Annotated in this window: 20 protein-coding genes; 7 read left to right on the forward strand and 13 right to left on the reverse strand. The window is 69.6% G+C overall.

Annotated elements, in window-relative coordinates; genetic code table 11:
* Window positions 1-453: 453 nt before the first annotated feature.
* The 10 genes from DFR50_RS14805 to DFR50_RS14850 are packed head-to-tail and all read right to left on the reverse strand — an operon-like array spanning window position 454 to window position 9,807.
* Window positions 454-795, reverse strand: coding sequence for an NADH-quinone oxidoreductase subunit K (locus DFR50_RS14805; RefSeq protein ID WP_113890045.1), 342 nt, complete (start codon window positions 793-795; stop codon window positions 454-456).
* Entirely contained in the window at window positions 792-1,733 is a 942-nt protein-coding gene (locus tag DFR50_RS14810) for a hydrogenase subunit MbhD domain-containing protein (protein WP_113890046.1), read from the reverse strand. The genes DFR50_RS14805 and DFR50_RS14810 overlap by 4 nt, the downstream gene beginning before the upstream one ends.
* On the reverse strand, window positions 1,730-2,023 hold the full coding sequence (locus tag DFR50_RS14815) for a cation:proton antiporter (protein WP_113890047.1): 294 nt from the start codon (window positions 2,021-2,023) through the stop codon (window positions 1,730-1,732). The genes DFR50_RS14810 and DFR50_RS14815 overlap by 4 nt, the downstream gene beginning before the upstream one ends.
* The gene (locus DFR50_RS14820; protein WP_113890048.1) at window positions 2,020-2,283 is read right to left on the reverse strand and encodes an MrpF/PhaF family protein; all 264 of its coding nucleotides are present in this window, start codon (window positions 2,281-2,283) and stop codon (window positions 2,020-2,022) included. Before DFR50_RS14820 ends, DFR50_RS14815 begins: the two co-directional genes overlap by 4 nt.
* On the reverse strand, window positions 2,276-2,749 hold the full coding sequence (locus DFR50_RS14825) for a Na+/H+ antiporter subunit E (protein WP_113890049.1): 474 nt from the start codon (window positions 2,747-2,749) through the stop codon (window positions 2,276-2,278). Before DFR50_RS14825 ends, DFR50_RS14820 begins: the two co-directional genes overlap by 8 nt.
* A 16-nt stretch (window positions 2,750-2,765) precedes the next feature.
* Window positions 2,766-3,014 carry a hypothetical protein gene (locus tag DFR50_RS14830; RefSeq protein WP_113890050.1) on the reverse strand — a complete coding sequence of 83 codons (249 nt, stop codon included), beginning with the start codon at window positions 3,012-3,014 and terminating at the stop codon, window positions 2,766-2,768.
* Window positions 3,015-3,041: 27 nt separating this feature from the next.
* Window positions 3,042-6,125, reverse strand: coding sequence for an efflux RND transporter permease subunit (locus DFR50_RS14835; RefSeq protein WP_113890051.1), 3,084 nt, complete (start codon window positions 6,123-6,125; stop codon window positions 3,042-3,044).
* Window positions 6,122-7,234 (reverse strand): efflux RND transporter periplasmic adaptor subunit, encoded by a 1,113-nt coding sequence (locus DFR50_RS14840; protein ID WP_245427791.1) that lies wholly within the window; start codon window positions 7,232-7,234, stop codon window positions 6,122-6,124. Before DFR50_RS14840 ends, DFR50_RS14835 begins: the two co-directional genes overlap by 4 nt.
* A gap of 46 nt (window positions 7,235-7,280) precedes the next feature.
* Entirely contained in the window at window positions 7,281-8,735 is a 1,455-nt protein-coding gene (locus DFR50_RS14845) for a GntP family permease (RefSeq protein WP_113890091.1), read from the reverse strand.
* 22 nt (window positions 8,736-8,757) lie between these two features.
* Window positions 8,758-9,807, reverse strand: a complete 1,050-nt coding sequence (locus tag DFR50_RS14850) for a patatin-like phospholipase family protein (RefSeq protein ID WP_113890052.1) — start codon at window positions 9,805-9,807, stop codon at window positions 8,758-8,760.
* A 342-nt stretch (window positions 9,808-10,149) separates the two neighbouring features.
* On the opposite strand from DFR50_RS14850, the gene DFR50_RS14855 reads away from it, so the two are divergent.
* From DFR50_RS14855 to DFR50_RS14870, 4 genes are all read left to right on the forward strand, one after another.
* Window positions 10,150-10,929 (forward strand): TetR/AcrR family transcriptional regulator, encoded by a 780-nt coding sequence (locus DFR50_RS14855; protein WP_170153223.1) that lies wholly within the window; start codon window positions 10,150-10,152, stop codon window positions 10,927-10,929.
* A 114-nt stretch (window positions 10,930-11,043) separates the two neighbouring features.
* On the forward strand, window positions 11,044-12,312 hold the full coding sequence (locus DFR50_RS14860) for an acyl-CoA dehydrogenase family protein (protein WP_113890054.1): 1,269 nt from the start codon (window positions 11,044-11,046) through the stop codon (window positions 12,310-12,312).
* Between the two features lie 173 nt (window positions 12,313-12,485).
* The gene (locus tag DFR50_RS14865) at window positions 12,486-12,665 is read left to right on the forward strand and encodes a CsbD family protein (RefSeq protein WP_113890055.1); all 180 of its coding nucleotides are present in this window, start codon (window positions 12,486-12,488) and stop codon (window positions 12,663-12,665) included.
* 168 nt (window positions 12,666-12,833) lie between these two features.
* On the forward strand, window positions 12,834-14,105 hold the full coding sequence (locus DFR50_RS14870) for a flavin monoamine oxidase family protein (RefSeq protein WP_113890056.1): 1,272 nt from the start codon (window positions 12,834-12,836) through the stop codon (window positions 14,103-14,105).
* Between the two features lie 9 nt (window positions 14,106-14,114).
* On the opposite strand, the gene DFR50_RS14875 is transcribed toward DFR50_RS14870, so the two are convergent.
* The 3 genes from DFR50_RS14875 to DFR50_RS14885 all read right to left on the reverse strand — a co-directional run bounded on the left by DFR50_RS14875 (window position 14,115) and on the right by DFR50_RS14885 (window position 16,784).
* A complete protein-coding gene (locus DFR50_RS14875) occupies window positions 14,115-14,348 on the reverse strand; it encodes a hypothetical protein (protein ID WP_113890057.1) in 234 nt (77 codons plus the stop codon).
* 95 nt (window positions 14,349-14,443) lie between these two features.
* Window positions 14,444-15,607: a trans-sulfuration enzyme family protein gene (locus DFR50_RS14880; RefSeq protein WP_113890058.1), complete on the reverse strand. Its 1,164-nt coding sequence runs from the start codon at window positions 15,605-15,607 to the stop codon at window positions 14,444-14,446.
* A 166-nt stretch (window positions 15,608-15,773) separates the two neighbouring features.
* Window positions 15,774-16,784, reverse strand: coding sequence for an AraC family transcriptional regulator (locus DFR50_RS14885; RefSeq protein ID WP_170153224.1), 1,011 nt, complete (start codon window positions 16,782-16,784; stop codon window positions 15,774-15,776).
* A 430-nt stretch (window positions 16,785-17,214) separates the two neighbouring features.
* Between DFR50_RS14885 and DFR50_RS14890 the strand changes: the two genes are divergently transcribed.
* The 3 genes from DFR50_RS14890 to DFR50_RS14900 all read left to right on the forward strand — a co-directional run bounded on the left by DFR50_RS14890 (window position 17,215) and on the right by DFR50_RS14900 (window position 22,070).
* Window positions 17,215-18,324, forward strand: coding sequence for a sugar ABC transporter substrate-binding protein (locus tag DFR50_RS14890; protein ID WP_245427793.1), 1,110 nt, complete (start codon window positions 17,215-17,217; stop codon window positions 18,322-18,324).
* Window positions 18,325-18,456: 132 nt separating this feature from the next.
* Window positions 18,457-20,001: a sugar ABC transporter ATP-binding protein gene (locus DFR50_RS14895; RefSeq protein ID WP_113890060.1), complete on the forward strand. Its 1,545-nt coding sequence runs from the start codon at window positions 18,457-18,459 to the stop codon at window positions 19,999-20,001.
* Window positions 19,998-22,070: an ABC transporter permease gene (locus tag DFR50_RS14900; protein WP_210208903.1), complete on the forward strand. Its 2,073-nt coding sequence runs from the start codon at window positions 19,998-20,000 to the stop codon at window positions 22,068-22,070. Before DFR50_RS14895 ends, DFR50_RS14900 begins: the two co-directional genes overlap by 4 nt.
* Window positions 22,071-22,076 lie beyond the last annotated feature (6 nt).

Here is a 22,076-nt window from a genome sequence, read left to right on the forward strand (position 1 = left end):
CGAGGGGCCGGATGGGGTGCGGAAAGCAGGTCCCCTCGCCCGCCGATTTGCGGCGACGCTCGTGCATTCCCATATGCGCCGATCGTGCAATCCGACGCGCATCGAAGCAGCCGGCCACACCCCATCCGGCCCTGCGGGCCACCGTTCCCAGCAAGGGCTCTACGGCATGCACACATCTTGGGGCCCGCACGAAACCGGTCGGCGCCGTGCGCCTCCTCCCCCCTTGTGGGGGAGGAACGAGGAGGGGGGTTACGCTGAACTCGACGTTTTGGGCCTTTCCAGCCGCGAAACTGAGAGGTCCGTGAGACCCCCCACCCTGTCCCGCCCCCACAAGGGGGGCGGGGACGCCGTTCGTCGCTCGCAGATCGCGCCGGCAAGGAGATGTGTGCATGCCGTAGAGCAAGGGCTGGGGAAGGAGTCGCGCCCCATCGCGTCGATCGTCCGGAAGCCGCATCATTTGTCCTCGGCTCCGTCGTCCGGCTTCGCTCCGGCGTCGGGATCGAGGCTGACCGTCCCGGTCTCCTCGGCGAGGCGGAGCATCAGCGCGACCGCGAGCGCGGTCGCGGCGAAGGCGACGACGATGCCGGTGATCACCATCGCCTGCGGCACGGGATCGAACGGAAAGCGGCCGGTCGCGCCGCGCCGGGCGACGATGCCGAAGACGAGGAACACGCCGCTGCCGATCAGGTTGAACGCCAGCAGCTTGCGCAGCGGCTTCGGGTCGACCACCAGGGCGTAGAGGCCGAGGCCGACGAGCCCGGCGCCGACGAAGCCGGCAATGGTTCCCGGGCTCATGGCTCGCCCTCCCCGTTCGGCGGCCCCGCCACCAGGAGCGGCAGCGTCGCCGCGATCGACAGCACCATGAAGGCTTCGATGAACAGAATGAGCGGTTTGGCGAAGCCGGCGGGATAGGCGAAGAAGCTCCCGGCGATCAACGGCCCGGCGAGCCCGACGACGAGGAACACCGCGGGGCCCGCGATCAGCGCGAGGCGAAGCCGGCGCGAGCCGATCCGCGGCGGCCGCATCAGCCGGGCCATCATCACGATCATCGCCATCGCGGCCAGGATCGCGCCGCCCTGGAAGGCGCCGCCCGGCTCGTCCGCGCCGACCCAGAAGATCTGCACGCCGATCACGAGTCCGACCGGCGCCAGGACGCGGGCGAGGAAGACGAGCGCCGGGTCGGGCGAGGCCGGCCCGAGCGGCGCCGGCCGGCCGCCCCAGAAGCGGTCCGGCGCGACCGACCAGACGCCGACCACCGCCAGCACCAGCACCACCTTTTCCAGCATCGTGTCGAACGAGCGATAGGCGATCAGCACCGCGGTGACCGCGTTGCCGAGCCCGGTCTGGGCGAGATGGCGGTCGGCCTCGGGCGCGAGCGACGGCGCGGGGTCGGGCAGATAGAGCAAGGCGGCCGCGATCAGGCCGGCGACCAGCGCGGCGAGCCCGGCGGCGGCGAGCTTCAGGCCGAGGCCCGGCCCGGCCTCCGGCTGCGGCAGGCGGCCGAGCCGCTTCGAGGCGACGACCAGCAGGACCCCGGTGACGCCGCCGCCGATGGCGGCCTCGGTCAGCGCGACGTCGGGCGCGTAGAGGCGCACCCAGACGATCGCCAGCAAGAGCCCGTAGGCGACGTAGCCGACGACCGCGCTGAACATCTCGCGGGCGGCGATGGTCCAGGCGGCGACCCCGAGCACGAGCGCGGCGATCGCGAGGTCGAGCGCGTCGAACACCGTCATGTCTCGGCGTCCCTGCGCCTCAGCGCGCCGCCGATCAGTTGCGCGACCGTCGCGCTCGACACCTGCACGAGCGCCCAGAGCACGACGAGCTTCAACGCCGCCAGCGGCGACCCGGCGCGCGGCAGCAATCCGATCACCACCAGCCCGAGGCCGAGATTGTCGGCCTTGGTCAGCGCGTGCAGGCGGGAGAGCGAATCGGGGAAGCGGACCAGCGCGACCGTCCCGGCGACGAAGAAGAACACGCCCGCGCCGATCGCGAGGAGGCTGAACACGTCGAGGGCCGCGCTCATCGGCGGTCGGCCCGCGGGGAGGCGACGACGAAGGCGACGGAGGCGAAGCTCGACAGCAGCGCCAACCCGAGCGCGACGTTTTCGACGCCCGCGACCTCGGTCGCTGCGGCGGCGAGGAGCAGCGCCGCGACGCCGCCGGTGCCGAGAAGCTGCACCGCCATCATCCGGTCCACCTCGCGGGGGCCGTAGAGCACGCGCACGAGCCCGACGGCGACGGTCAGAAGGATCGCTCCGGCGGCGACGAGAAGGGCGTCAGTCATGGCCGAGCGTCCTGAGGAAAGCGGCCTCCTCGGCCGCGAGATCGGCGGCGATCGGCTGGCGAACGTCGAGGCCGTGCACCCAGGCCTTGTGGGCGTCGTCGGGGTCGAAGCCGGTCAGCAGCGTTCCGGGCATGAGATTGGCGATGATGCAGAAGGCGTTGCGGGCGAAGCCGGGCGCGAGCGCGAGCCGAACTTCGAGCATGCCGGGCTCGAGGTCGGGCGTGCGCGCAAGCGCGCGCCTGGCGACATCGAGCCCCGCCGACAGCGACCCGCTCAGAAACTCGATCAGGAAGGACAGCGCGGCGGAAAGGTTCAGCCGCGCGCCGGCGGGCGGCGCGAGGATCAGGCTGGTCCAGGCCGCCGCGGCGGCGACCGCGACGCCGACCGGAAGGTCCGACGGCCTGGGGCCGGCGACTGCGAGCCAGAGCAGCAGAAAGCCGAGCCCGCGTGCGAGCGGCGCGTTCATCGGCGGCCCCGCCCGCCTAGACCCAGCGCCAGCCACAGACGCGCCGGCCGCGGCGCCACCAGCAGACCCAGCGGCGCCGGCGCGGCCGTCCGTTGACGATGACGACCTGCGCCCGCTCGACGTCGTCGTTCATCTCGCCCGCGAGCCGGCCGGCGGCGCCGGCGTCGAGCGGCAGCGCCGACGCAGCGAGGGGAGCGAGCGCCAGTCCCGCGCCCGCGCCGCAGAGCGCCGCGACCAGAAACTTTCGCCGGTCCATCGTGTTCATTCTGGTCTCCTTTCCCAAAGGCAATCGTCAACCCGTCACCGCCTGGGCGCGGGAGCTGGCGCCAACCCGGGCCTCGGGCGTCTCCCGGACCCGGAAGAAGATCACATAGAGAGCGGGCAGCACGAGCAGCGTCAGCACGGTCGCGACGAACAGGCCGCCCATGATGGCGAACGCCATCGGGCCCCAGAACACGGTCGGGGCGATCGGAATGAAGCCCAGCACCGTCGAAATCGCCGTCAGCATGATCGGCCGGAAGCGGGAGACCGATCCCTCGACCACCGCGTCCCAGGCGCCGCGCCCCTCGCGCCGCTCCGTCTCGATCTGCTCGATCAGGATGACCGCGTTGCGGGCGATCATGCCCATCAGCGCCAGGATGCCGAGGATGGCGACGAAGCCGAGCGGCCGCCCGGCCAGGAGCAGCGCCCCGACGATGCCGATCAGGCCCATCGGCACGATGCTGAGCACCAGCGCCAACCGGCTGAAGCTGTGTAGCTGCGCCATCAGGAACAGCAGCATCAGGAACAGCATCACCGGCACCTTGGCGAACACCGAAGCCTGCGACGCGGCGCTCTCTTCGACCGTCCCGCCGACGGCGATGCTGTAGCCCTTCGGCAGCGTCGACCGCAGCGTGTCGATCGCCGGCGCCAGCGCTTCGACCGCCGCCTCGGGCGTCGCGCCCCCGGCGACGTCGGCCTGGACGGTCAGCGTCGGCGTGCGGTCGCGCCGCCAGATCAGCGGATATTCCTGATCGAATTCGAAATTCGCGATCTGGCTGAGCGGCACGGTGCGCCCGTTCGGCAACGGCACCTGCAGGCCGCGCAGGGTCGAGAGCGACACGCGCTGCTCGTCCTGGGCGCGGGCGACGACGTCGACGAGATAGATGTCGTCGCGCACCTGGGTGATCGGCGCGCCGGTCATCACGGTGTTGAGGAACGACGACAGCGCCTGCGAGCTGAGCCCGAGAAGCCGGGCCTGATCCTGGTCGATCTCGACGCGCACCTTGCGGGCGGGCTCCATCCAGTCGTAGTTTACGCGCCTGAGCCCGGCGTCGCCGCCCATGACCTGACCGAGCTGCAAGGCGATCGACCGGACCTGGGCGAGGTCGGGGCCGCTCACCCGATACTGCACCGGCCAGCCGACCGGAGGCCCGAGTTCGAGCGGCGAAACGCGCGCGACCACGCCGGGCAGGTCTTCGGCGAGCTTCGTCTCCAGCATCGCCTTCAGCCGGTCGCGCGCCGCGACGTCCTTGGCGATCACGACGGCCTGCGCGAAAAAGTCGTTGGCGAGCTGGACGTTCAACGGCAGGTAGAACCGGATCGCGCCGCGCCCGACGTAGCTGCTCCAGCTGGCGACGTCCGGGTTGTCCTTCAGCATGGCGTCGAGCTTCGCGGCGGCCTTGTCGCTCGCATAGATCGAGGCGTTCTGCGGCAGGGTCAGGTCGACCACCAGTTCCGGCCGGTCCGAGGCGGGGAAGAACTGCCGCGGCACGTAAGGCAGCGCCAGGACCGAGAGTACGAAACAGCCGAGCGTCAGGGCGACCGTCAGCCAGCGGCGACGCATGGCGGCGAGCAGGATCGAGCGAAACATCCCGACGATGCGGCTCGGCTTCTGCGGCTTGGCCTTGTCGGGCGCCTTCAGGAGCCAGACGCCGAGAAGCGGCGCAAACAGCACCGCCACGAACCACGACACGATCAGCGCGATCGTGACGACGGCGAAGATCGAGAACGTGTATTCGCCGGCCGAGCTCTTGGCGAAGCCGATCGGCACGAAGCCCGCCGCGGTCACGAACGAACCCGTCAGCATCGGGAAGGCGAGCGAACTGTAGGCGAAGGTCGCCGCCTTCGCCTTGCTTTCGCCGGCCGCCATCCGCGACGTCATCACATCGACGGTGGTCATGGCGTCGTCGACCAGCAGCCCGAGCGCGATGATCAGGGCCCCCAGCGAGATGCGCTGAAGGTCGATGTTCAGATACTCCATGATCGGGAAGATGATCGCCATGGTCAGCGGGATCGACAGCGCGACCACGGCGCCGGGGCGGATCCCGAGGCTGACGATGCTCACCGCCATGATGATCGCAATCGCCTGCCACAGCGACTCCATGAACTCGCCGATCGCGTTGTTCACGACGACGGGCTGGTCGGAGACGAGCGCGACGTCGATGCCGATCGGCGTGTCCGCCATCGCCGCGTCGAGGGCCTTCTTCACGTTGCGGCCGAGCGCCAGGATGTCGCCGCCGTCGCGCATGGCGATCGCGAGCCCGATCGCCGGCTTGCCGTTGACGCGGAACATCGGCTGGGGCGGGTCGGCGAGCGCGCGGCGCACCTCGGCGATGTCGCGCAGCCGGATCAGGCGGCCGTTGGACAGGAAATTGACGTCGAGAAGGTCATTCTCGGAACGGAAGGCGCCGGTCACGCGGATCGACAGCTTTTCGTCGCCGGTCTGCAGCTCGCCCGCCGGGATCACGGCGTTCTGCGCCTGCAAGGCGGCGATGAGCGCGGCGCGGTCGATGCCGAGGCCCGCCAGCACCTGGGTCCAGAACTCGACGAAGATCTGTTCGTCCTGCGCGCCGAGGATCTCGATCTTGGAGACGTCGGGAACGTTGAGCAGGCGCGAACGGATGTCCTCGACCCGATCGCGCAGCTCGCGGTGGGTGAAGCCGTCGGCGGTGAAGCCGTAGATCAGTCCGTAGGTGTCGCCGAAGTCGTCGTTGAAGCCCGGCCCGACCACGCCGGAGGGCAACGTCCGCCGGATGTCGCCGACATTCTTGCGCACCTGGTACCAGATGTCCGGCACTTCGGAAGCCGACGTCGAGCCCTTGAGGTTGACGAAGATCGTGGTGAGGCCGGGGCTGGTGTAGCTGCGAAGATAGTCGAGACCCTTCGTCTCCTGCAGCTTGCGTTCGAGCCGCTCGGTCACCTGGTTCAGCGTGTCGTCGAGGGTCGCGCCCGGCCAGGCGGCCTGCACGATCATGGTGCGGAAGGTGAACGCCGGGTCCTCGCTGCGCCCGAGCCGATAATAGGACATGATCCCGGCGAGGGTGATCGCGAGCATCGCGAACACCATGAACGACCGGTGCTTGAGCGCCCAATCGGAGAGATTGGGCCCGATCATGACTGCGCCCCGAGCACCCGCACCTTCTGGCCGGGATGGAGCGCCTGGACGCCGGCGGTGACGACGATTTCGCCGCCGTCGAGCCCGCCGGAAATGACCACCGTCCCGGGGTCGAAGCGCAGGACTTCGACCGGCTTCAGCGCCACGGTCTGGCTCGTCGGGTCGACCACCCAGACGGCCGGACTGCGGTCGACGGCGGTGAGCGCGCTCGCCGGAACCGAGATGCCCTTGCCCGACGCCGTGTCCATGCGCCCGGTCACGGTTGCGCCGAGCCGCATCGCGGCCGGCGGGTCGGTCACGGCGACGCGCACCTTGAACGTGCGGGTGATCGGGTCGGCCTGCGGATCGACCTGGCGGACGCGTCCCTTGGCCGTGACCGTCGGGTCGTCGGTCAGGGCGATGACGATGTCTGCGTCGGCGGGCGCCGAGCGGATCACCTGGGCCGGCACGTCGAAGACGGCGTCCCATCCGGTGTCGCGCGCCACCTGAAACACCGTCTGTCCGGGCTGCACGACCTCGCCCGCCTCGGCGCGGCGCGCAGTGATGGTCCCCGAGAGGTTGGCCCGCAGTTCAGTGAAGCCGACCCGGTCTTCGGCGATCTCGAGTTGCGCCTTGGCGTCGTCGACGGACGCCTGTGCGGTGCGGAAGGCCTGCTGCGCCTGATCGAACAGGACCCGGGTGGTGAAGCCGCGGTCGAGCAGCTGCTGCTGGCGCTGGAACTGGTTGGCGTCCTGCTCGAGGCGCCCCTGGGCGGCCGACAGCGCCGCGCGCGCCGAGCGCAGCGCGTTCAGCTCGTTCTGCGGGTCGAGCTTCGCCAGCACCTGATCGGGCGTCACCCGTTGGCCGACGTCCGCGGAGCGTTCGATGATCCGCCCGCCGATGCGGAAGGCGAGCGCCGATTCCTTCTCCGCCAGGATCTGGCCGGTGAGAACGACCGACTGGCCGAGTTCGGTCCTTTCCGCGATCACCGTCCGGACCGGGCGCGGCGGAGGCGCCTCGGCCGCTTCTTCGCGCTTGCAGCCGGCGGCGGCGAAGGCGAGCGCCACGACGGCCAGCGCCGCCAGCCGGGCCCTGCGCCCCGGTATCGAAGGAAAGCCGGATGGAGACACGTTTCCGTCCTTGCAAAGAGCCGCTGAATTGTCCACGTCGCCGGAATCAGAACGACCCGACGAATGTCCCGAGCGCCACCACCACCGCCAGCGCGATGAGCGCGCCGACGATCGCGACGATGAACACGTCCTTGTACGCCTCGCCGTGGTTCGAGCCGCAGACCGCGAGCAGCGTCACCACCGCGCCGTTGTGCGGCAGGCTGTCGAGCGTGCCGGAGCTGATCACCGCCACGCGATGGAGCAGCGCCGGGTCCATGCCGATCAGCGCCGCGCGCTCCATGAAGGTCGGGCCCAGCGCGTCGAGGGCGATCGTCAGGCCGCCGGAAGCCGAGCCGGTCAGCGCCGCCAGCACGTTGGTCGCGACCGCGAGCGAGACCAGCGGGCCGCCGCCGATGCCGAGCACGGCGTCGCGCACCACGGCGAAGGCCGGCAGCGCCGCCACCACCGCGCCGAAGCCGACGAGGCTCGCGACGCTGATCACCGGCAGCGCGGCGGCGTTGACGCCCGCGTCCATCGTCGCGCGCAGATCGGGAATGCGCCGCACGTTCAGCGCGAGCGCCGTCACGATGGCCGCGGTCAGCGCCACGATCACCGCCCACACCCCCGAGACCGCGGACGGCGTCACGCCGCCCCATTCGGGCCGCGCGAGGAAGCTCAGGTCGACCCGCGGCAGGACGTAGAGCGACATCGCCAGATTGACCAGGATGACGACGACGATCGGCGCCGCCGCGGCCGCGAACGACGGCTGCGTCCTCGCCTGCTCGCCGTGAAGAATCTCGGCCGGATCGAACTCGTGCGCCGTCGTCGCGCGCTCGCGCAGCGATTCGGCGTCGGCGAGCATGACCGCCGACGGCAGCGCGCCCCTGCCGAACCCCTCGCCCATGGCTTTGGCTTTCGCCTCCTGGCGCTGCAGCCACCAGAGGCCGAAAGCCAGCATGATCACCGAGGCGATCGCGCCGAGTCCGGGCGCGGCGAACGGCGTCGTGCCGAAGAACGGCATCGGAATCGTGTTCTGGATCGACGGCGTGCCCGGCATCGCCGACATGGTGAAGGTCGCCGTGCCCAGCATGATCGCCGCCGGCATCAGCCGCCGCGGGATGCCCGCCGAGCGGAACAGGTTCTGCGCCATCGGCGCGATCACGAAGAAGGCGACGAACAGGCTGACGCCGCCGTAGGTGACGATCGCGCCGCCGAGCACCACGGCCAGGATCACGCGGCGGGGCCCGAGCTTGCGGCTCATGAAGTCGGCGATCGCGGTCACCGAGCCCGAATCCTCCATCAGCTTGCCGAACAGCGCGCCGAGCAGGAACAGCGGGAAGAACTGGGCGAAGAACCCCGCGGCGCTCCCCATGAACGTCTGGGTCCAGTGCGCGAGCAGCGGTTCGCGCGCGAACAGGGCGGCGATCACCGCCGCGATCGGCGCGAGCAGCAGCACGCTCCAGCCCCTGAAGGCGAGCGCGATCAGGACGCCGAGGCCGACGAGGATCCCGGCGAGGCCGATCAGATCGGACTGGCTCATCGTCTCACACCTCCGCCAGCAGCGCGTCGAGGTCGGTCGTCGACCGCTTGCCGAGGTCGGCGCCGTGCGCGCCGAGGAAGACGTCGGCGGCCGCCCGCCCGTCCGCCTTCAGCATCGTGAGAAATTCGCCTTCGGCGTTGAGCTTGGACGAGGCCCCGTATTCGGCGAGCTTGTCGGTGGCGATCGTGTGCATCAGCATGCGCGCCCAGCGCGCGCCCTCGCCGGCGCCGGGGTCGGCCGCCTGGCGGAGCAGCGCGATCATGCGCAATTCCTTCATCAGCGGCGAGTTGAACGAGATCTCGTTGAGGCGGTTGAGGATCTGGGTCGCCGTGCGCGGCGTCTCGGCCCGCAGGGTCGGATTGATCTGGACCAGGATGACGTCGAGCGCGTCGCTCTCGCGCACCAGCGGCGTGATCGTCGGGTTGCCGACGTAGCCGCCGTCCCAGTAGGGCTCGCCGTCGATCTCGATCGCCTGGAACATCGTCGGCAGGCAGGCCGAGGCGAGCAGCACGTCCGGCGTGACGTCCTTGTTGCGGAACACGCGGCCGCGCCCGGTGTGGACGTTGGTGGCGGTGATGAAGAGCTTGATCGACGCCTCCCCGAGATGGGCGAAATCGATGCTCTTCTCGAGGATGTCGCTGATCGGGTTGCGGCCGAGGGGATTGAGGCTGTAGGGCGAGATCATCCGCGACATCAGGTCCATCGCGAGATAGGCGGGCGAGGTGTCGAGGCTCCAGCGGTTCATCAGCCGGTCGAGCGGCGAGCGCTGCAGCGGGCTGAACCGGGCGGCCTCCGCCACGCTCGCCCAGTAACCGTCGAGCGCCTTGCGCGCGCCCTCTGCGCCCCCCTGCATGTAGCCGCTGACGAGGACCGCAGCGTTCATCGCGCCTGCCGAGGCGCCGGAGATCGCCTCGATCTTCAACCAGGGCTCTTCCAGAATCCGGTCGAGCACGCCCCAGGTGAACGCGCCGTGCGATCCGCCGCCCTGCAGGGCCAGATCGATCTGCACCGGGTCGCGGGCAGTCTGGGCCGCCGTCTCGAGTCGATTCGCCATGCTCGCCCACCCTCGAAAAAGGCCGCAACCCGCCTCGACTTCGATTCTTCTGGCCTTTTTTGAAGGATTTTGGCGGTTGCAGCAACGCCGCTGCGGCGGTTTTTCGCAGCTTGGGCGCGGCGGGTCAACCTTCGCCGGCGATCGGAGGGCGCCGCCGGCCGGGCGACGATGGGCCTCGTCGCCGGTGCAGGGCTCGCGTCGCCGCGCCGGCGCCGGGCCTTTCCGAAGCCGCGGCGGCGCTCTAAAACGAACGTTTGAACTTTCATGCCGGAGCGGCTATCGTCCGGTTGGTCGAAGCGCGCCGGAAGCGCCTTCCGGTCGCAACGGCGAAGGGGGGCCGGTTTGCCGCAACGTCCTGTCGACCGCCGCTCCGGCGAGAGCGCCGCCCGCCCCCGGCAGGCCAGGGGCGCCGGAAAGGCGGCTCCCGCCACGTCGAAGGTCCGGCCAGGCCCCGGATCGCCGCCGGCCGCCGCGGACGCGCGCGAGCGGATCTTCCTCGCCGCCGAACGGCTGTTCGCCGAGCGCGGATTCGACGGCGTGTCGGTGCGCGACATCGTCGAGGCGGCGGCGGTGAACCTCGCGGCGATCAGCTACTATTTCGGATCGAAGAGCGAACTGCTGCTCGCCGTCTTCGCCGTCCGGGCGAAGGAACTGAATCGCGAGCGCAACGCCCTGCTGCGCGAGGCCGAGGCGCGGCACGGCGGCGACGCGCCGCTCGAGGAGATCCTGCGCGCCCTGATGGGCCCGCCGATCCTGTGGCGCGACCCGGCCTCGGGCAAGGACACGGCGTCGCGCTTCATCGCGCGCGCGCTCGCCGAGGCGACGCCGGACTTGCGCGAAATCCTCGAAACCGACGTCAGCCACCTGCGCGGCTTTCTCGCCGCCCTCGCCCGCGCTCTGCCGCATCTGCCGAGACCCGAGGTCTGCTGGGCGCTGCACTTCGCCACGGCGCTGCCGCATCAGTGCACCGACACCCATCTCAAGCGGCTGAAGGCGCTGTCCGACGACGGCTGCGACACCAGAGACGTCGCGGCCGTGCTGGATCGAGCGGTGGCCTACGCGATCGGCGGCATCGAGGCTCTTGGCGCGCCGCGGCGCGGCGCCGGCGACGCGAAGACATGACTGCGATGCAGGCCAGACGGCGTTGCGAGGAAGGCTTCGCCTCGCTCGCAACGCCGGGCGGATGAACTTGCGCGGGACGCAACCAAAGACGGAACAATCAAGGAGAGTGAGACCATGAATTTCGAATATTCGCCGAAGGTCGAGGCGCTGCGCGCGCGAGTGCGCGAGTTCATGGACCGCTACGTCATTCCCAACGCCACCCGCTGGCGGCGCGAGGTCGCGGCCGGCCTCAACCCGCCGCCGGTGGTCGACGAACTGAAGGCGCTGGCGAAGTCGGAGGGCTTATGGAACCTGTTCCTGCCCGGCCTGAAGCCCGACGAGCCCGGCACGCGCCTCACCAACCTCGAATACGCCCCGCTCGCCGAGATCATGGGCCAGCTGCAATGGGCGTCGGAAGTGTTCAACTGCTCGGCGCCCGACACCGGCAACATGGAGCTTCTGCATCTCTTCGCCAGCCCCATGCAGCGCGAGCGCTGGCTGAAGCCGCTGCTCGAGGGCGAGATCCGCTCGTGCTTCGCCATGACCGAGCCCGACTCCTCGTCGTCGGATGCGACCAACATCTCGACCCGCATCGAGCTCGAGGGCGACGACTGGGTCATCAACGGACGAAAATGGTTCATCACCGGGGCGCTCCAGACGCGCTGCAAGGTGGCGATCGTCATGGGACTCACCAGCCCCGACGCCGAGCCGCACCGCCGCCAGAGCATGGTCCTCGTGCCGATGGACGCGCCCGGCGTCGAGATCGTGCGCAACATCAGCGTGATGAATCATCTGTCGGCCGAAACCCATTGCGAGATCCTGTTCCGCGACGTGCGCGTCCCGAAGGCCAACCTGCTCGGCGAGGAGGGAAGCGGCTTCGCGCTGGCGCAGGCGCGCCTGGGGCCGGGTCGCATCCATCATTGCATGCGCTCGATCGGTCAGTGCGAGCTGGCGCTCGAGCTGATGATCCAGCGCGCGCTGGAGCGGAAGACCTTTGGCAAGTACCTGCACGAGCACGGGCCCATCGCGGAATGGATCGCGCTGTCGCGCTGCGAGATCGAACAGGCGCGCCTCCTGACCCTCAAGACCGCCTGGATGATCGACACGATGGGCGCGAAGGCGGCGGCGGCTGAGATTTCGATGATCAAGGCGGTCGCGCCGCGGATGCAGGTGACGATCCTCGATCGCGCCATGCAGACCTTCGGCGCAGCCGGCCTCTCGCCCGATACGCCGCTCGCCGACCTCTGGACCTGGGGCCGGGCGCTGCGCTTCGCCGACGGGCCGGACGAGGTTCATCTGCGCGCGATCGCGCGCCGCGAGGTCAACCGCGGCCGGAAGACCCTCGGTTCCGCCGCAGCCTTCCTGACGCCGCCGCTCGACGCGGGGGAGGCGCTGCGCGGCTGACGCCGCGTCCGGCGATTGCGAGAATCCTTTTTTTCTCCCGGAACCGTACCTCGACCGGGGCGTTGGGTCGCAGCGGAGCCGTCGTCAGGCTCCGCTCTCGCGAGCGCGGACCTCGCGTCCGCCGAAGTCGGCGGTCACGGGTCCACGCTGCGCTCCACGAACAGGAGAGTTTCATGGATCGGGAACACGTCAAGGGCGCGGCCGACAAGGCCAAGGGCGCCATCAAGGAAACGGCCGGCAAGGTGACGGGCGACAGGTCGCTCGAGGCCGAAGGCAAGGTCGACAAGGTCAAGGGCGAGGCCCACAAGGCCGCCGGCGACGCGAAGGACGCCGTCCGCAAGGCGACTTCGTAACCCATTCAAGTCGGAGGGGCGCGGCGCGGATCGCCGCGCCCCTTGAACCGTGGCGAGCCTGAGCGGCGGAGACCCGCCGCCCGGGGCGGGACGTCCCGCCAGCGGGCTTGCCCGTTCCGATCCCGCGCCCTATGAGCCTCCGGGTTTCGTGCGGTTCGTGGAGCCGGGATGGTCGCTGATCCCGATGTCGTCATCATCGGCGCGGGAGCCGCCGGGGTCGGGGCCGCGCGCCGCTTGGCGGACAGCGGGTTTTCCGTCGCAATTCTCGAAGCCTCGGCCCGCATCGGCGGCCGCGCCTTCACCGAAGTCATCGCCGGCCTGCCGCTCGATCTCGGCTGCGAATGGCTGCATTCGGCGACCCGCAACCCCTGGACGCGGATCGCCGAGGCGTGCGGTTTCGCGGTCGACAGGCGCGCGCCGGCCTGGGATCGGCAGCACCGCGACCTCGGTTTTCCCAAGGCGGATCAAAGGGCGGCGGACCTGGCCTTCGCGGCCTGGAGCCGGCGCCTCGCCAAGTCGCCGCCGGACAGCGACTGCGCCGCGGACGCGCTTCCATCCGGCGACCCCTGGAACGGCTACATCGAGGCGATCGCCGGCTATCTCAACGGCGCAGCGCTGAAGGACCTCTCCGTCGCCGACTATCTCGCCTACGAGGACGCCGCCGGCGGCGGCAACTGGCGGCTTCCCTCCGGCTACGGGACCCTCGTCGCCGCGAGCCTTCCCCGCGGCGTGGCGCTGCGCTGCGCGACGCCGGTCGAGGCGCTGGCGCTCGCCGGGCGCGGCGTGGCGCTGTCCACGCCGTCCGGCGACATCTTTGCCCGCGCCGTGATCGTGACGGTCTCGACGGCGGTGCTGAGCAGCGGCGCGATCAGGCTTCCCCCGGCGCTGGCGCCGTGGCTCGATGCGGCGGCGCGCCTGCCGCTCGGACGGAACGAAAAAGTGTTTCTGGAAATTCTCGGCGACGGGCCGTTCGAGCCGGACAGCCACGTGATGGGACGTCCCTGCGACGCGCGCACCGGCGCCTACATGATCCGTTCGTTCGGATGGCCGGTGATCGAAGGCTTCTTCGGCGGCGCCGGGGCGGAGATCCTCGAACGCGAGGGCCCGGCGGCCGGTTTCGCCTTTGCGACCGACGAACTGGCGGGCCTGTTCGGGTCCGACGTCCGGGCCAAACTTCGCCCGCTGGTCGCGACCGGCTGGAGCCGGATGACCCGCATCGGCGGCGGCTACAGCCACGCCCTGCCCGGCTCCGCCGCGGCGCGCCAGGACCTCGCCCGGCCCTTCGAGGACCGCGTCTTCTTCGCCGGCGAAGCGACCGACCCGAGCGACTATTCGACCGCGCACGGCGCCTGCGCGAGCGGCGTCCGCGCCGCCGAAGAGGCGCTCGCCGCGCTCACGGCGCGCGCGCGGGTTTCGGCGTCGCCCGCGGCGGGCGGGTAGCGCGTCGCGTCAGGTCGGGCGCGCCGCGAGCCTCACACGAAGCGATTGCAGGACTGCGCTGGCGTCGGTCGCGAATCCGGCCAATTCGCGCTGGCTGTAGGATTCGCCGACCGCCCTCGCGGCCTGCGCGATCTCGGCTTTCACGCGCTCGGCGAAACTCAGATTGTCGTTCGCCTGCGGCGCGGCGAACGCCAGGACCCGGTTGGAAAGCGGACGAGTCTGCACGATGTCTTCGAGTCGCATGACAAGATCGCCTGGCGGTGAACGCCCCCAACGACCTCCTACCCGGCGTCGCGCCCCTCCGACATGTGGCGCGTCAGCGCAGGGGCGGCGCGGGCTCACGCGTGTCCGGCCCGCAGCGCCCGGTCCAGATCGGCGAAGAGGTCGTCGACGTCCTCGAGGCCGGTCGACAGCCGCAGGAGGTCGACCGGGCACGGCGACCCTGGCCCCTCGATCGAGGCGCGGTGCTCGATCAGGCTCTCGACCCCGCCGAGCGAGGTCGCGCGCTTGAACAACTCGACATGCGCCGCCGTCCCGATCGCGGCCGCCTCGCCGCCGCGGACCTGGATCGACAGCATATAGCCGAACCCGTTCTCCATCTGACGCGCCGCGAGGTCGTGGCCGGGATGCTGGGGCAGGCCGGGATAGAGCGCGCGGGCGACGAGCGGGTGCGCGGCGAGGCGCTCCGCCAGCGCCAGCGCCGACGCCGACTGGCGCTCCTGACGCACGTGCAGCGTCCGCATCCCCCGCATCAGCAGATAGGACTCGAACGGGCCGAGAATGCCGCCCTGCCCTTTCCGCACCGTCTTGACGGCGTTCCAGAAGGCGTCGTCCTCGCGTGCGCAGAGCGCGCCCGCGATCACGTCGGAGTGGCCGTTCAGCACCTTGGTCGCCGAGTGCATGACGATGTCGGCGCCGAGGGCGAGCGGTCGCGTGTGCACGGGCGAAGCGCAGGTCGAATCGACCGCGAGTCTGGCCCCCGCCCGGTGGGCGATGTCGGCGGCGGCGGCGATGTCGGTGATCGTCCACAGCGGGTTCGACGGCGTCTCGATCCACACGAGCTTCGTCGCGCCCGGCCTGACCGCGCGCGCGAGCGCGGCGAGGTCGTCGGACTCGACGAACTCGACGGCGAGCCCCCAGCGCGCGCCCTCGGTCGCGAGCCAGTTGCGCAACGCCCAGTACATGACCCTGGAGGCGACCACGTGGTCGCCGGGCGAGAGCGCCAGAAAGACCGCCGTCGCCGCGGCGGAGCCGGAGGCGAACAGCAGCGCGCCGGCTTCCGCGTCCTCCAGCATGGCGAGCACGGCTTCCGCCTCGCGCGTCGTCTGGTTGTCGGGCCGGCCGTAGACGAAGCCGGACGAATAGCCGTTGTCCTCGTCGCGGACGTAGGTGGTCGACAGGTGCAGCGGCGGCACGACGCCCTTCGTCACGGGGTCGATCTCGCCCATGGCCTGCGCGGTCAGCGAGCGCCTTGTCCACCGGTTGCGCATCGTCGTCGTCATGCCTTTTCCCTCGACCACGCTCCGGCCTGCCGCGGTTTCGGGCCGCGGGCCGGACTGGATCGAAGTCGAATACCATAGGGACATCGCCGAGGGGCAACCGGGTCGGGCGCAGGCTGAAGCGAGCGTGGGGCCGATCGCCGCCGCGGCGGCTGCGTTCGCGCGGCGCTCAAGGCGCCGAACGACACGCGCTTGGCCGCTTTCCCGTCCAACGCCGGAACGACTTTCGGAAATTGGCGGCGTTGGCGAAGCCCAGCAACTCCGCGATCTCCTCGACGCTGGCCTGGGTCGACTTGAGATATTCGAGGGCCAGCACCTTCCGGACGTCGTCGAAGATGTCGGAGAACGTCTTGTTCTGCGCCGACAGCCGGCGCTGCAAGGTTCGGTCGGTCATGCCGAGCGCATCCGCGACGTCCTCGATCGTCGGGAACCGGCCCGGGCGGTCCATCATCATGCGGAACACCTCCCCGGCGATGTCGGGCAGCGCGTCGGATTGGCCGAGCAGAGACTCGCAGTTTTCCCGCATCAGCGTCGCCGTCACGCGGTTGGTCATCGGCGGGACGACGTCGAGCACAGACTTCGGATAGACCAGTTCCGTCCTCGGACGATCAAAGAAGACCGGGCACTCCAGGTGCTCTTCGAAGACGCGCCAGGTTTCCGGCTTCGGCAACGCGAATTCCGCTCGCAGCGGCGTCACGTCGCCGCCTACGACCTCCTTCACATGAATGTAGTGCTGGGAGAGCTGCTGCGCCAGGATGAACTGCTTGAGATCGGGCTTCACAAGGAGGCGCGTTTCCGCCGGCGACGTCCAGATGAAGTGCTCGGCGTTTTCGTACCAGTCGATCGCCAGGACCGGAGTGGCCAGGGAATGATACTGAAGCGCGAGCGTGAAACTCTCGCGCGCCGTTCCGCTGCACAGGAGCGCGAAGCCGTAGGCTCCGTAAGCCGAGAGATGCAGTTTCTTGCCGACCAGAAACGGGATGGCCGGCTCCCTCGAGAACCGGAGCACATTGGCGCAGGCCGTCAGATATTGCTCGATCGAGGTGCGGGTTCGAGGATCGTCGACCGACGCGGGGTCGAGGCCGGTCCCATGGAGAACGGTCGGCTTCGGGCACCCGAAATCGCCCATCACCTCGGCCAGGACCGACAGCTTGTAGGGCGGGTAGAACCGCGCGCTCATGGATCGCGGCGCGCTCGATGTCTTGTGCATCAATGCCGTACCCGCCTCTCCCGACGCGCGACGCCCCGTTCGGCGATCGACGCGCGTCCGTCCTTCGCAACGAAGCGCTCTCCCTGATCGTTATTTACCATCCATCGACGCCGCCACAAAGGGGCGGCGAGAACCCGGCTCGCGAGCGCTCTGATTTTGTCGCCACAAGACCCCCCATTTGTCGGCGGAAAACCTTTCGCGCGTCTCGATAGCAGATAGCTTAAGCGACGATAAGACAGGCCCAGAGGCGTCGCGATCCCAATCCGTCGCGACCGCGGCCGGCGTCTTACCACAAATTGCACAGCCTTGCGCCTTGCCGACAAAGCAAGAGCAAGTGACGTGTGCTGCACCGTGCTGTTCGCTGCAACGACCTGCGGCATGGACTATGGGGAGGTTACGCATGACGATGAGCGGTATCATGAAATCCGTCGGGCTCGCCAGCTTGCTCGCCGCCGGCGCCTTGACAGCCACAGCCGCCGACGCCGCCGACAAGAAATATAAAGTCTTCCTGAGCATGAGCTACGTCGGCAACGACTGGCAGGCCGAGGCGCAGAACATGGTCACGGCGATGGCGAAAGCCAATTCCGACAAGGTGGACCTGCAGATTCAGGTCTCCGGACCGGTGGCCCAGAAGCAGATCCAGCAGATCAACGCGATGGTCCAGGCCGGGGCCAACGCCATCATCGTCTATCCGATCTCGCCGACAGCGCTGAACCCGGCGATCAAGAACGCCTGCGACCACGGCGTCGTCGTGTTCGCCTACGATTCCTCCGTCACCGAACCCTGCGCCTACAACGTCGTGACCGACCAGACCAAGCTCGCGACGCTGAGCGCGGAATGGGTCGCCAAGGCGATGAACCACAAGGGCAACCTCATCTTCGTCACCGGCGTTCCCGGAACGTCGGTCGACACCGACCGCAACAAGGCCGCGCATGCGGTGTTCGCGAAATATCCCGACATCAAGATCGTCGCCGAACCGAACGGCATGTGGTCGCAGGCGGTCGCGCGCAAGGGGCTCACCGAGGCGATGGCGACTCGCAAGTGGGAGGACATTCAGGGCGTGTGGGGCGCCACCGCCTGCATCCAGTCGTGGTCGCTCGAGATCGAGTCGGGCCTGAAGACCCTCATCCCCTGCGGCGCCGAAGGCACCAACGGGATGCGCGTCATGATGCTGCCCAAGGGCGCGGCCGAAGGCGCCGGCGGGACCTATGTTCCGATGGGCGCGCCGGGCGTGTCGCTCGAAAGCCACCCCGGCGCCGGCGCCCTCGCGCTCAAGCTGGCGCTCGACGTGTTGGAAGGCAAGAAGGTCGACAAGCTGACCACCATGCCGCTCGACGTCGTCACCAACGACAACATCAAGCTGTGCAAGGAAGGCAGCTTCGAGGAACTGAAGGGCGGCTGCAACACCTTCGACCCCGGCCTGGTTCCGTCGGGCTGGTTCTCGGTCATCTACAATCCGGCGACGCCGGAAGTCGGCTTCAAGGCGGCGCTGGTCGGCCAGCCCGACTGACGGCGGCTTGAAGCATCCCACAGACGAGACTTCGGAGGCGGGCGACACGACGTTCGCCAGCCTCCGACCTTTGCGGCCGGTCGAGCGGGTGTACGCCGCGTCGCGGCCGGCAAATCACCGTGTGCTGAGTCGATGACCCTCGCAATCGCGCTGAATCACGTGGCCAAGCGGTACGGCGCAACTGTCGCGTTGTCCGACGCGACCTTCGCCGTCGAAACCGGAGCGACCCACGCGCTGCTCGGCGAGAACGGCGCCGGGAAATCCACGCTGGTGAAGATCCTGAGCGGCGTCGTCCGCCCCGACGCCGGCGAGATCGCATTCTTCGACCGTCCGGTCCAGCTCGCGAACCGCGAGGATTCGAGCCGCCTCGGGCTCGAAACCGCGTTTCAGGAAATCCCGCTGGTTCCGGACCTGACCGTCGAACAGAACATCCTTCTCCCCGACGAGCCGCGAAAATTCGGGTTCCTGCGCGATCGAAGAGCGGCGCGCCGGCGCGTCGCGCAGGTTCTGGCCGACCTGCAGCTGCACGACATCGACCCGGCCGACGAGGTGCGCGACCTCGACCTCTCGGTGCGCCAGAAGATCGAAATCGCACGGGCGATCTCGCGAAGGCCGAAGATCCTGCTGCTCGACGAACCCTCCGCGGCGTTGTCGTCACGCGACGTTCGCTGGCTCGGCGACCGGATCGCCGCCCTGCGCTCGGCCGGAACCACAATCGTCCTGATTACCCATCGGATGCAGGAAGTCCGGGACTATTGCAGCGCCCTGTCCGTGCTGCGCAACGGGAAACACGTCGGCAGCTTCGCCGCCAAGGACGTTTCCGACGCCGACGTCTTCACCCTGATCATGGGTCGTTCGGTCGGGGCGGCCTTTCCTCCGCGCCGGCGCGACGCCTCCCGTCCGGCGCGCGCGCCCGTCCTCGAGGCGAAGACTCTGACGATCGGCCACCGCCTGCAAGACGTCTCGCTTCGCCTGGCGGCGGGAGAGATTCTCGGCGTCGCCGCCCTTCAGGGAATGGGCCAGCTCGAACTCTTCAACGGGTTGTTCGGGGTGGAGCGTCTGGACGCCGGCTCGCTCGAAGTCGCGGGCCGGCGGGTGTGGCTCGCTTCGCCCCGCGATGCGATCCGGGCCGGGCTGGGCGTCGGTCTGGTGCCGGAAGACCGCAAGATTCAAGGCCTGGCGCTCACCATGACCGGCGGCGAAAACGCCTCCCTCGCGACCCTGGACACGTTCACCCGTTTCGGTTGGGTGGATCGCCGCCGCGAGCGCGCCGTCGTCGACCAGGCGTTCGCCCGGCTTCAGGTGCACCCGCGCGCCCACCACAAGGCGGCCGGCTCGTTCAGCGGCGGCAACCAGCAGAAGATCGTCCTCGCCAAGTGGCTGCTGTCCGACTGCAAGGTGTTGCTGGTGTTCGATCCGACCCCTGGCGTGGACGTCGGAACCAAGCACGAGATGTATGGTCTACTGCGCCAGTTCGCGGACGCCGGCGGCGCGGTCCTCTTCTATTCGACCGAGGTCCCGGAACTCGTCGGCCTCGCCGATCGTGTCCTCGTCCTCTATCGCGGCCGGGTCGGCGCCGAACTGACCGGCGCCGAGATGACGGAAGCGACGATCGGCTGGCGCATGCTCGGGGCCGACGCCGGCTCCGGTCCCGGGACGATGGAGAAAGCCTCGTGAGCGCCGTCCCGAGCGCCTTGCGCGCGCCGCGCGTCCTCCAGCGCATGATGAAGCGCAACCATGGCCTGTTGGTCGCCGTCGCGACGTTCGTCGCCGTCGTCCTGCTGTTGTCGCTGAAGCTTCCCAACGGCTTCAGCTACTACGACCTGACCAGCACGGCCAACAGCGCGACCGCGCTCGCGCTCGCGGCGATCGGGGAAACCATCGTCATCATCGCGGGCGGGCTCGACCTCTCCGCCGGCGCGGTGATCTCGCTCGCCAACTGCCTGATCGCCGCGCACGTCACGGCGACGCCCGCGTCGATGGCGCTGTGGACGTTTCTCGGCCTGTCGGCCGGCGCCGCGGTCGGCGCCTTCAACGGCTTCCTCATCGTCTTCCTTCGATTGCAACCCGTGATCGTGACGCTGGCCACGATGTTCATCGTCGAGGGTCTGACGCTTCTGATCCTCGAACAGCCGGGCGGCGCGGTCCCGCCCGACTATTCGGCGGCGCTCACCGGCGATGCGATCGCGGGCGCGCTGCCGATGTCGGCCGTGTTCCTCGCCGCCGCGATCGCGATCTGGTTTCTCATGCGCGCGACGCCGTTCGGAACCTACCTCTACGCGGCCGGAAGCGACCGCGAAGCGGCGCGCGCGAAGGGCGTGCCCGTCCGGACCGTGCAATTTGCCGTATATGTCCTGGCCGGCGTGTTCTACGCGGCCGCGGGCGTGTTCCTCACGGCGCAAACCGGATCGGGCGACCCGACGGTCGGACCGCCGATGCTGTTGCCGATCTTCGTCGCCGTCGTGCTCGGCGGCACCTCCTTCGCCGGCGGCCGCGGTGGTTGCGTCGGGACGGTGTTCGGCGCGCTGACGCTGATGCTGATCGTCAACCTGCTGCTCGTGTTCAACGTGCCGACCTACTATGCGTCGACGGTCGAAGGCGCGCTGCTGATTGCAGCCGTGCTCAGCGGTTCGCTGGGCCGCGGCGCGCCGGTGTGGAATCACGTCGGCGCCCTGCGCCTCAAATGGGCCGCGTGGCGCGACACGGGCGCGCCGAGCGCGCCGCGCAAGGCGACCTCGCCGAAGGCGACCACGGCGCGCGCCGTGCGCGACGACGACACCCTGCCCGCAGGCGGCTTGGCGCGTTGGGTCACGCGAAATGCGCCGACCCTTCGGTTCGTGGCGCCGGCCTACGGCGCGCTGCTCCTGATTCTCGTCTTCACGGCCCTCCTGTTCGGAGCGCGCACGACGCCGAGCACCTACTTCAATTCGTTGCTGGTGCTGTCCTCGTTCATGGCGGTCCTCGCGCTCGGCCAGGGCGCGGTCGTCATCAGCGGCGGCCTCGACCTGTCGATGCCGGCGGTGATCACCTTCGCGGGGATCCTGCTCACCGCCTGGGCGGACGCCTCCAACAGCGCGGCTTTGTGGGCGGTCCCCGCGGTGGTCGTGGTCGGCGGCCTGATCGGCGCGTTGAACGGACTGGGCATCGTCCTGTTCGGGATGTTCCCGCTGATCATGACCCTGGCGATGGACGGCGTCATCGCCGGATTTTCGCTCGTCTACTCCAACGGAACGCCGAGCGGCGTCGCGCCTCCGGCGATCGCCTGGCTGATGACGGGACGCCTCTGGGGCATGACGCCGGTCGTGTTCGCTTTCGCGCTGTTCGTCGCCGCAGCGACCATCCTCGTCAGTCACACCGCCTACGGGCGCCGGCTGAAGGCGGTCGGCGCCAGCCGCACGGCCGCGTTCTTCTCCGGCGTTCCCGTCGACGCCACGTTGGTCCGCACCTACGCGCTCAGCGGCGGCTGCTCGGCGATCGTGGGCGTCATGCTGGTCGGGTTCTCCGGGCAGGCGTTCAACGACATGGGCGAGCCGTATCTGCTGCCCGCCATTGCGGTCGTCGTCATCGGCGGAACGTTGATGACCGGCGGCCGGGGACACTTCCTCGGCTTGCTCGGCGGCGCGCTCCTGCTGACCGCGCTCACCACCGTCCTGACCGGTTTGCTGCTGCCAGTCGCCATGAAGAGCGTGATCTTCGGACTGGTCATCGTCCTGGCGGTCCTCGGCCTCAAGGAACGCAGCGCCTGACGGCCA

Origin of the sequence: Roseiarcus fermentans, assembly GCF_003315135.1 — a bacterium.
GTDB lineage: Bacteria > Pseudomonadota > Alphaproteobacteria > Rhizobiales > Beijerinckiaceae > Roseiarcus > Roseiarcus fermentans.

Coding starts and splice junctions, on each gene's coding strand:
- DFR50_RS14885 (WP_170153224.1), bottom strand. CDS start 16,784: ATGAGCGCGCGGTTCTACCCGCCCTACAAGCTGTCGGTCCTGGCCGAG.
- DFR50_RS14815 (WP_113890047.1), bottom strand. CDS start 2,023: ATGAGCGCGGCCCTCGACGTGTTCAGCCTCCTCGCGATCGGCGCGGGC.
- DFR50_RS14830 (WP_113890050.1), bottom strand. CDS start 3,014: ATGAACACGATGGACCGGCGAAAGTTTCTGGTCGCGGCGCTCTGCGGC.
- DFR50_RS14850 (WP_113890052.1), bottom strand. CDS start 9,807: ATGGCGAATCGACTCGAGACGGCGGCCCAGACTGCCCGCGACCCGGTG.
- DFR50_RS14870 (WP_113890056.1), top strand. CDS start 12,834: ATGGTCGCTGATCCCGATGTCGTCATCATCGGCGCGGGAGCCGCCGGG.
- DFR50_RS14890 (WP_245427793.1), top strand. CDS start 17,215: ATGACGATGAGCGGTATCATGAAATCCGTCGGGCTCGCCAGCTTGCTC.
- DFR50_RS14875 (WP_113890057.1), bottom strand. CDS start 14,348: ATGCGACTCGAAGACATCGTGCAGACTCGTCCGCTTTCCAACCGGGTC.
- DFR50_RS14880 (WP_113890058.1), bottom strand. CDS start 15,607: ATGACGACGACGATGCGCAACCGGTGGACAAGGCGCTCGCTGACCGCG.
- DFR50_RS14820 (WP_113890048.1), bottom strand. CDS start 2,283: ATGACTGACGCCCTTCTCGTCGCCGCCGGAGCGATCCTTCTGACCGTC.
- DFR50_RS14865 (WP_113890055.1), top strand. CDS start 12,486: ATGGATCGGGAACACGTCAAGGGCGCGGCCGACAAGGCCAAGGGCGCC.
- DFR50_RS14895 (WP_113890060.1), top strand. CDS start 18,457: ATGACCCTCGCAATCGCGCTGAATCACGTGGCCAAGCGGTACGGCGCA.
- DFR50_RS14825 (WP_113890049.1), bottom strand. CDS start 2,749: ATGAACGCGCCGCTCGCACGCGGGCTCGGCTTTCTGCTGCTCTGGCTC.
- DFR50_RS14860 (WP_113890054.1), top strand. CDS start 11,044: ATGAATTTCGAATATTCGCCGAAGGTCGAGGCGCTGCGCGCGCGAGTG.
- DFR50_RS14805 (WP_113890045.1), bottom strand. CDS start 795: ATGAGCCCGGGAACCATTGCCGGCTTCGTCGGCGCCGGGCTCGTCGGC.
- DFR50_RS14810 (WP_113890046.1), bottom strand. CDS start 1,733: ATGACGGTGTTCGACGCGCTCGACCTCGCGATCGCCGCGCTCGTGCTC.
- DFR50_RS14835 (WP_113890051.1), bottom strand. CDS start 6,125: ATGATCGGGCCCAATCTCTCCGATTGGGCGCTCAAGCACCGGTCGTTC.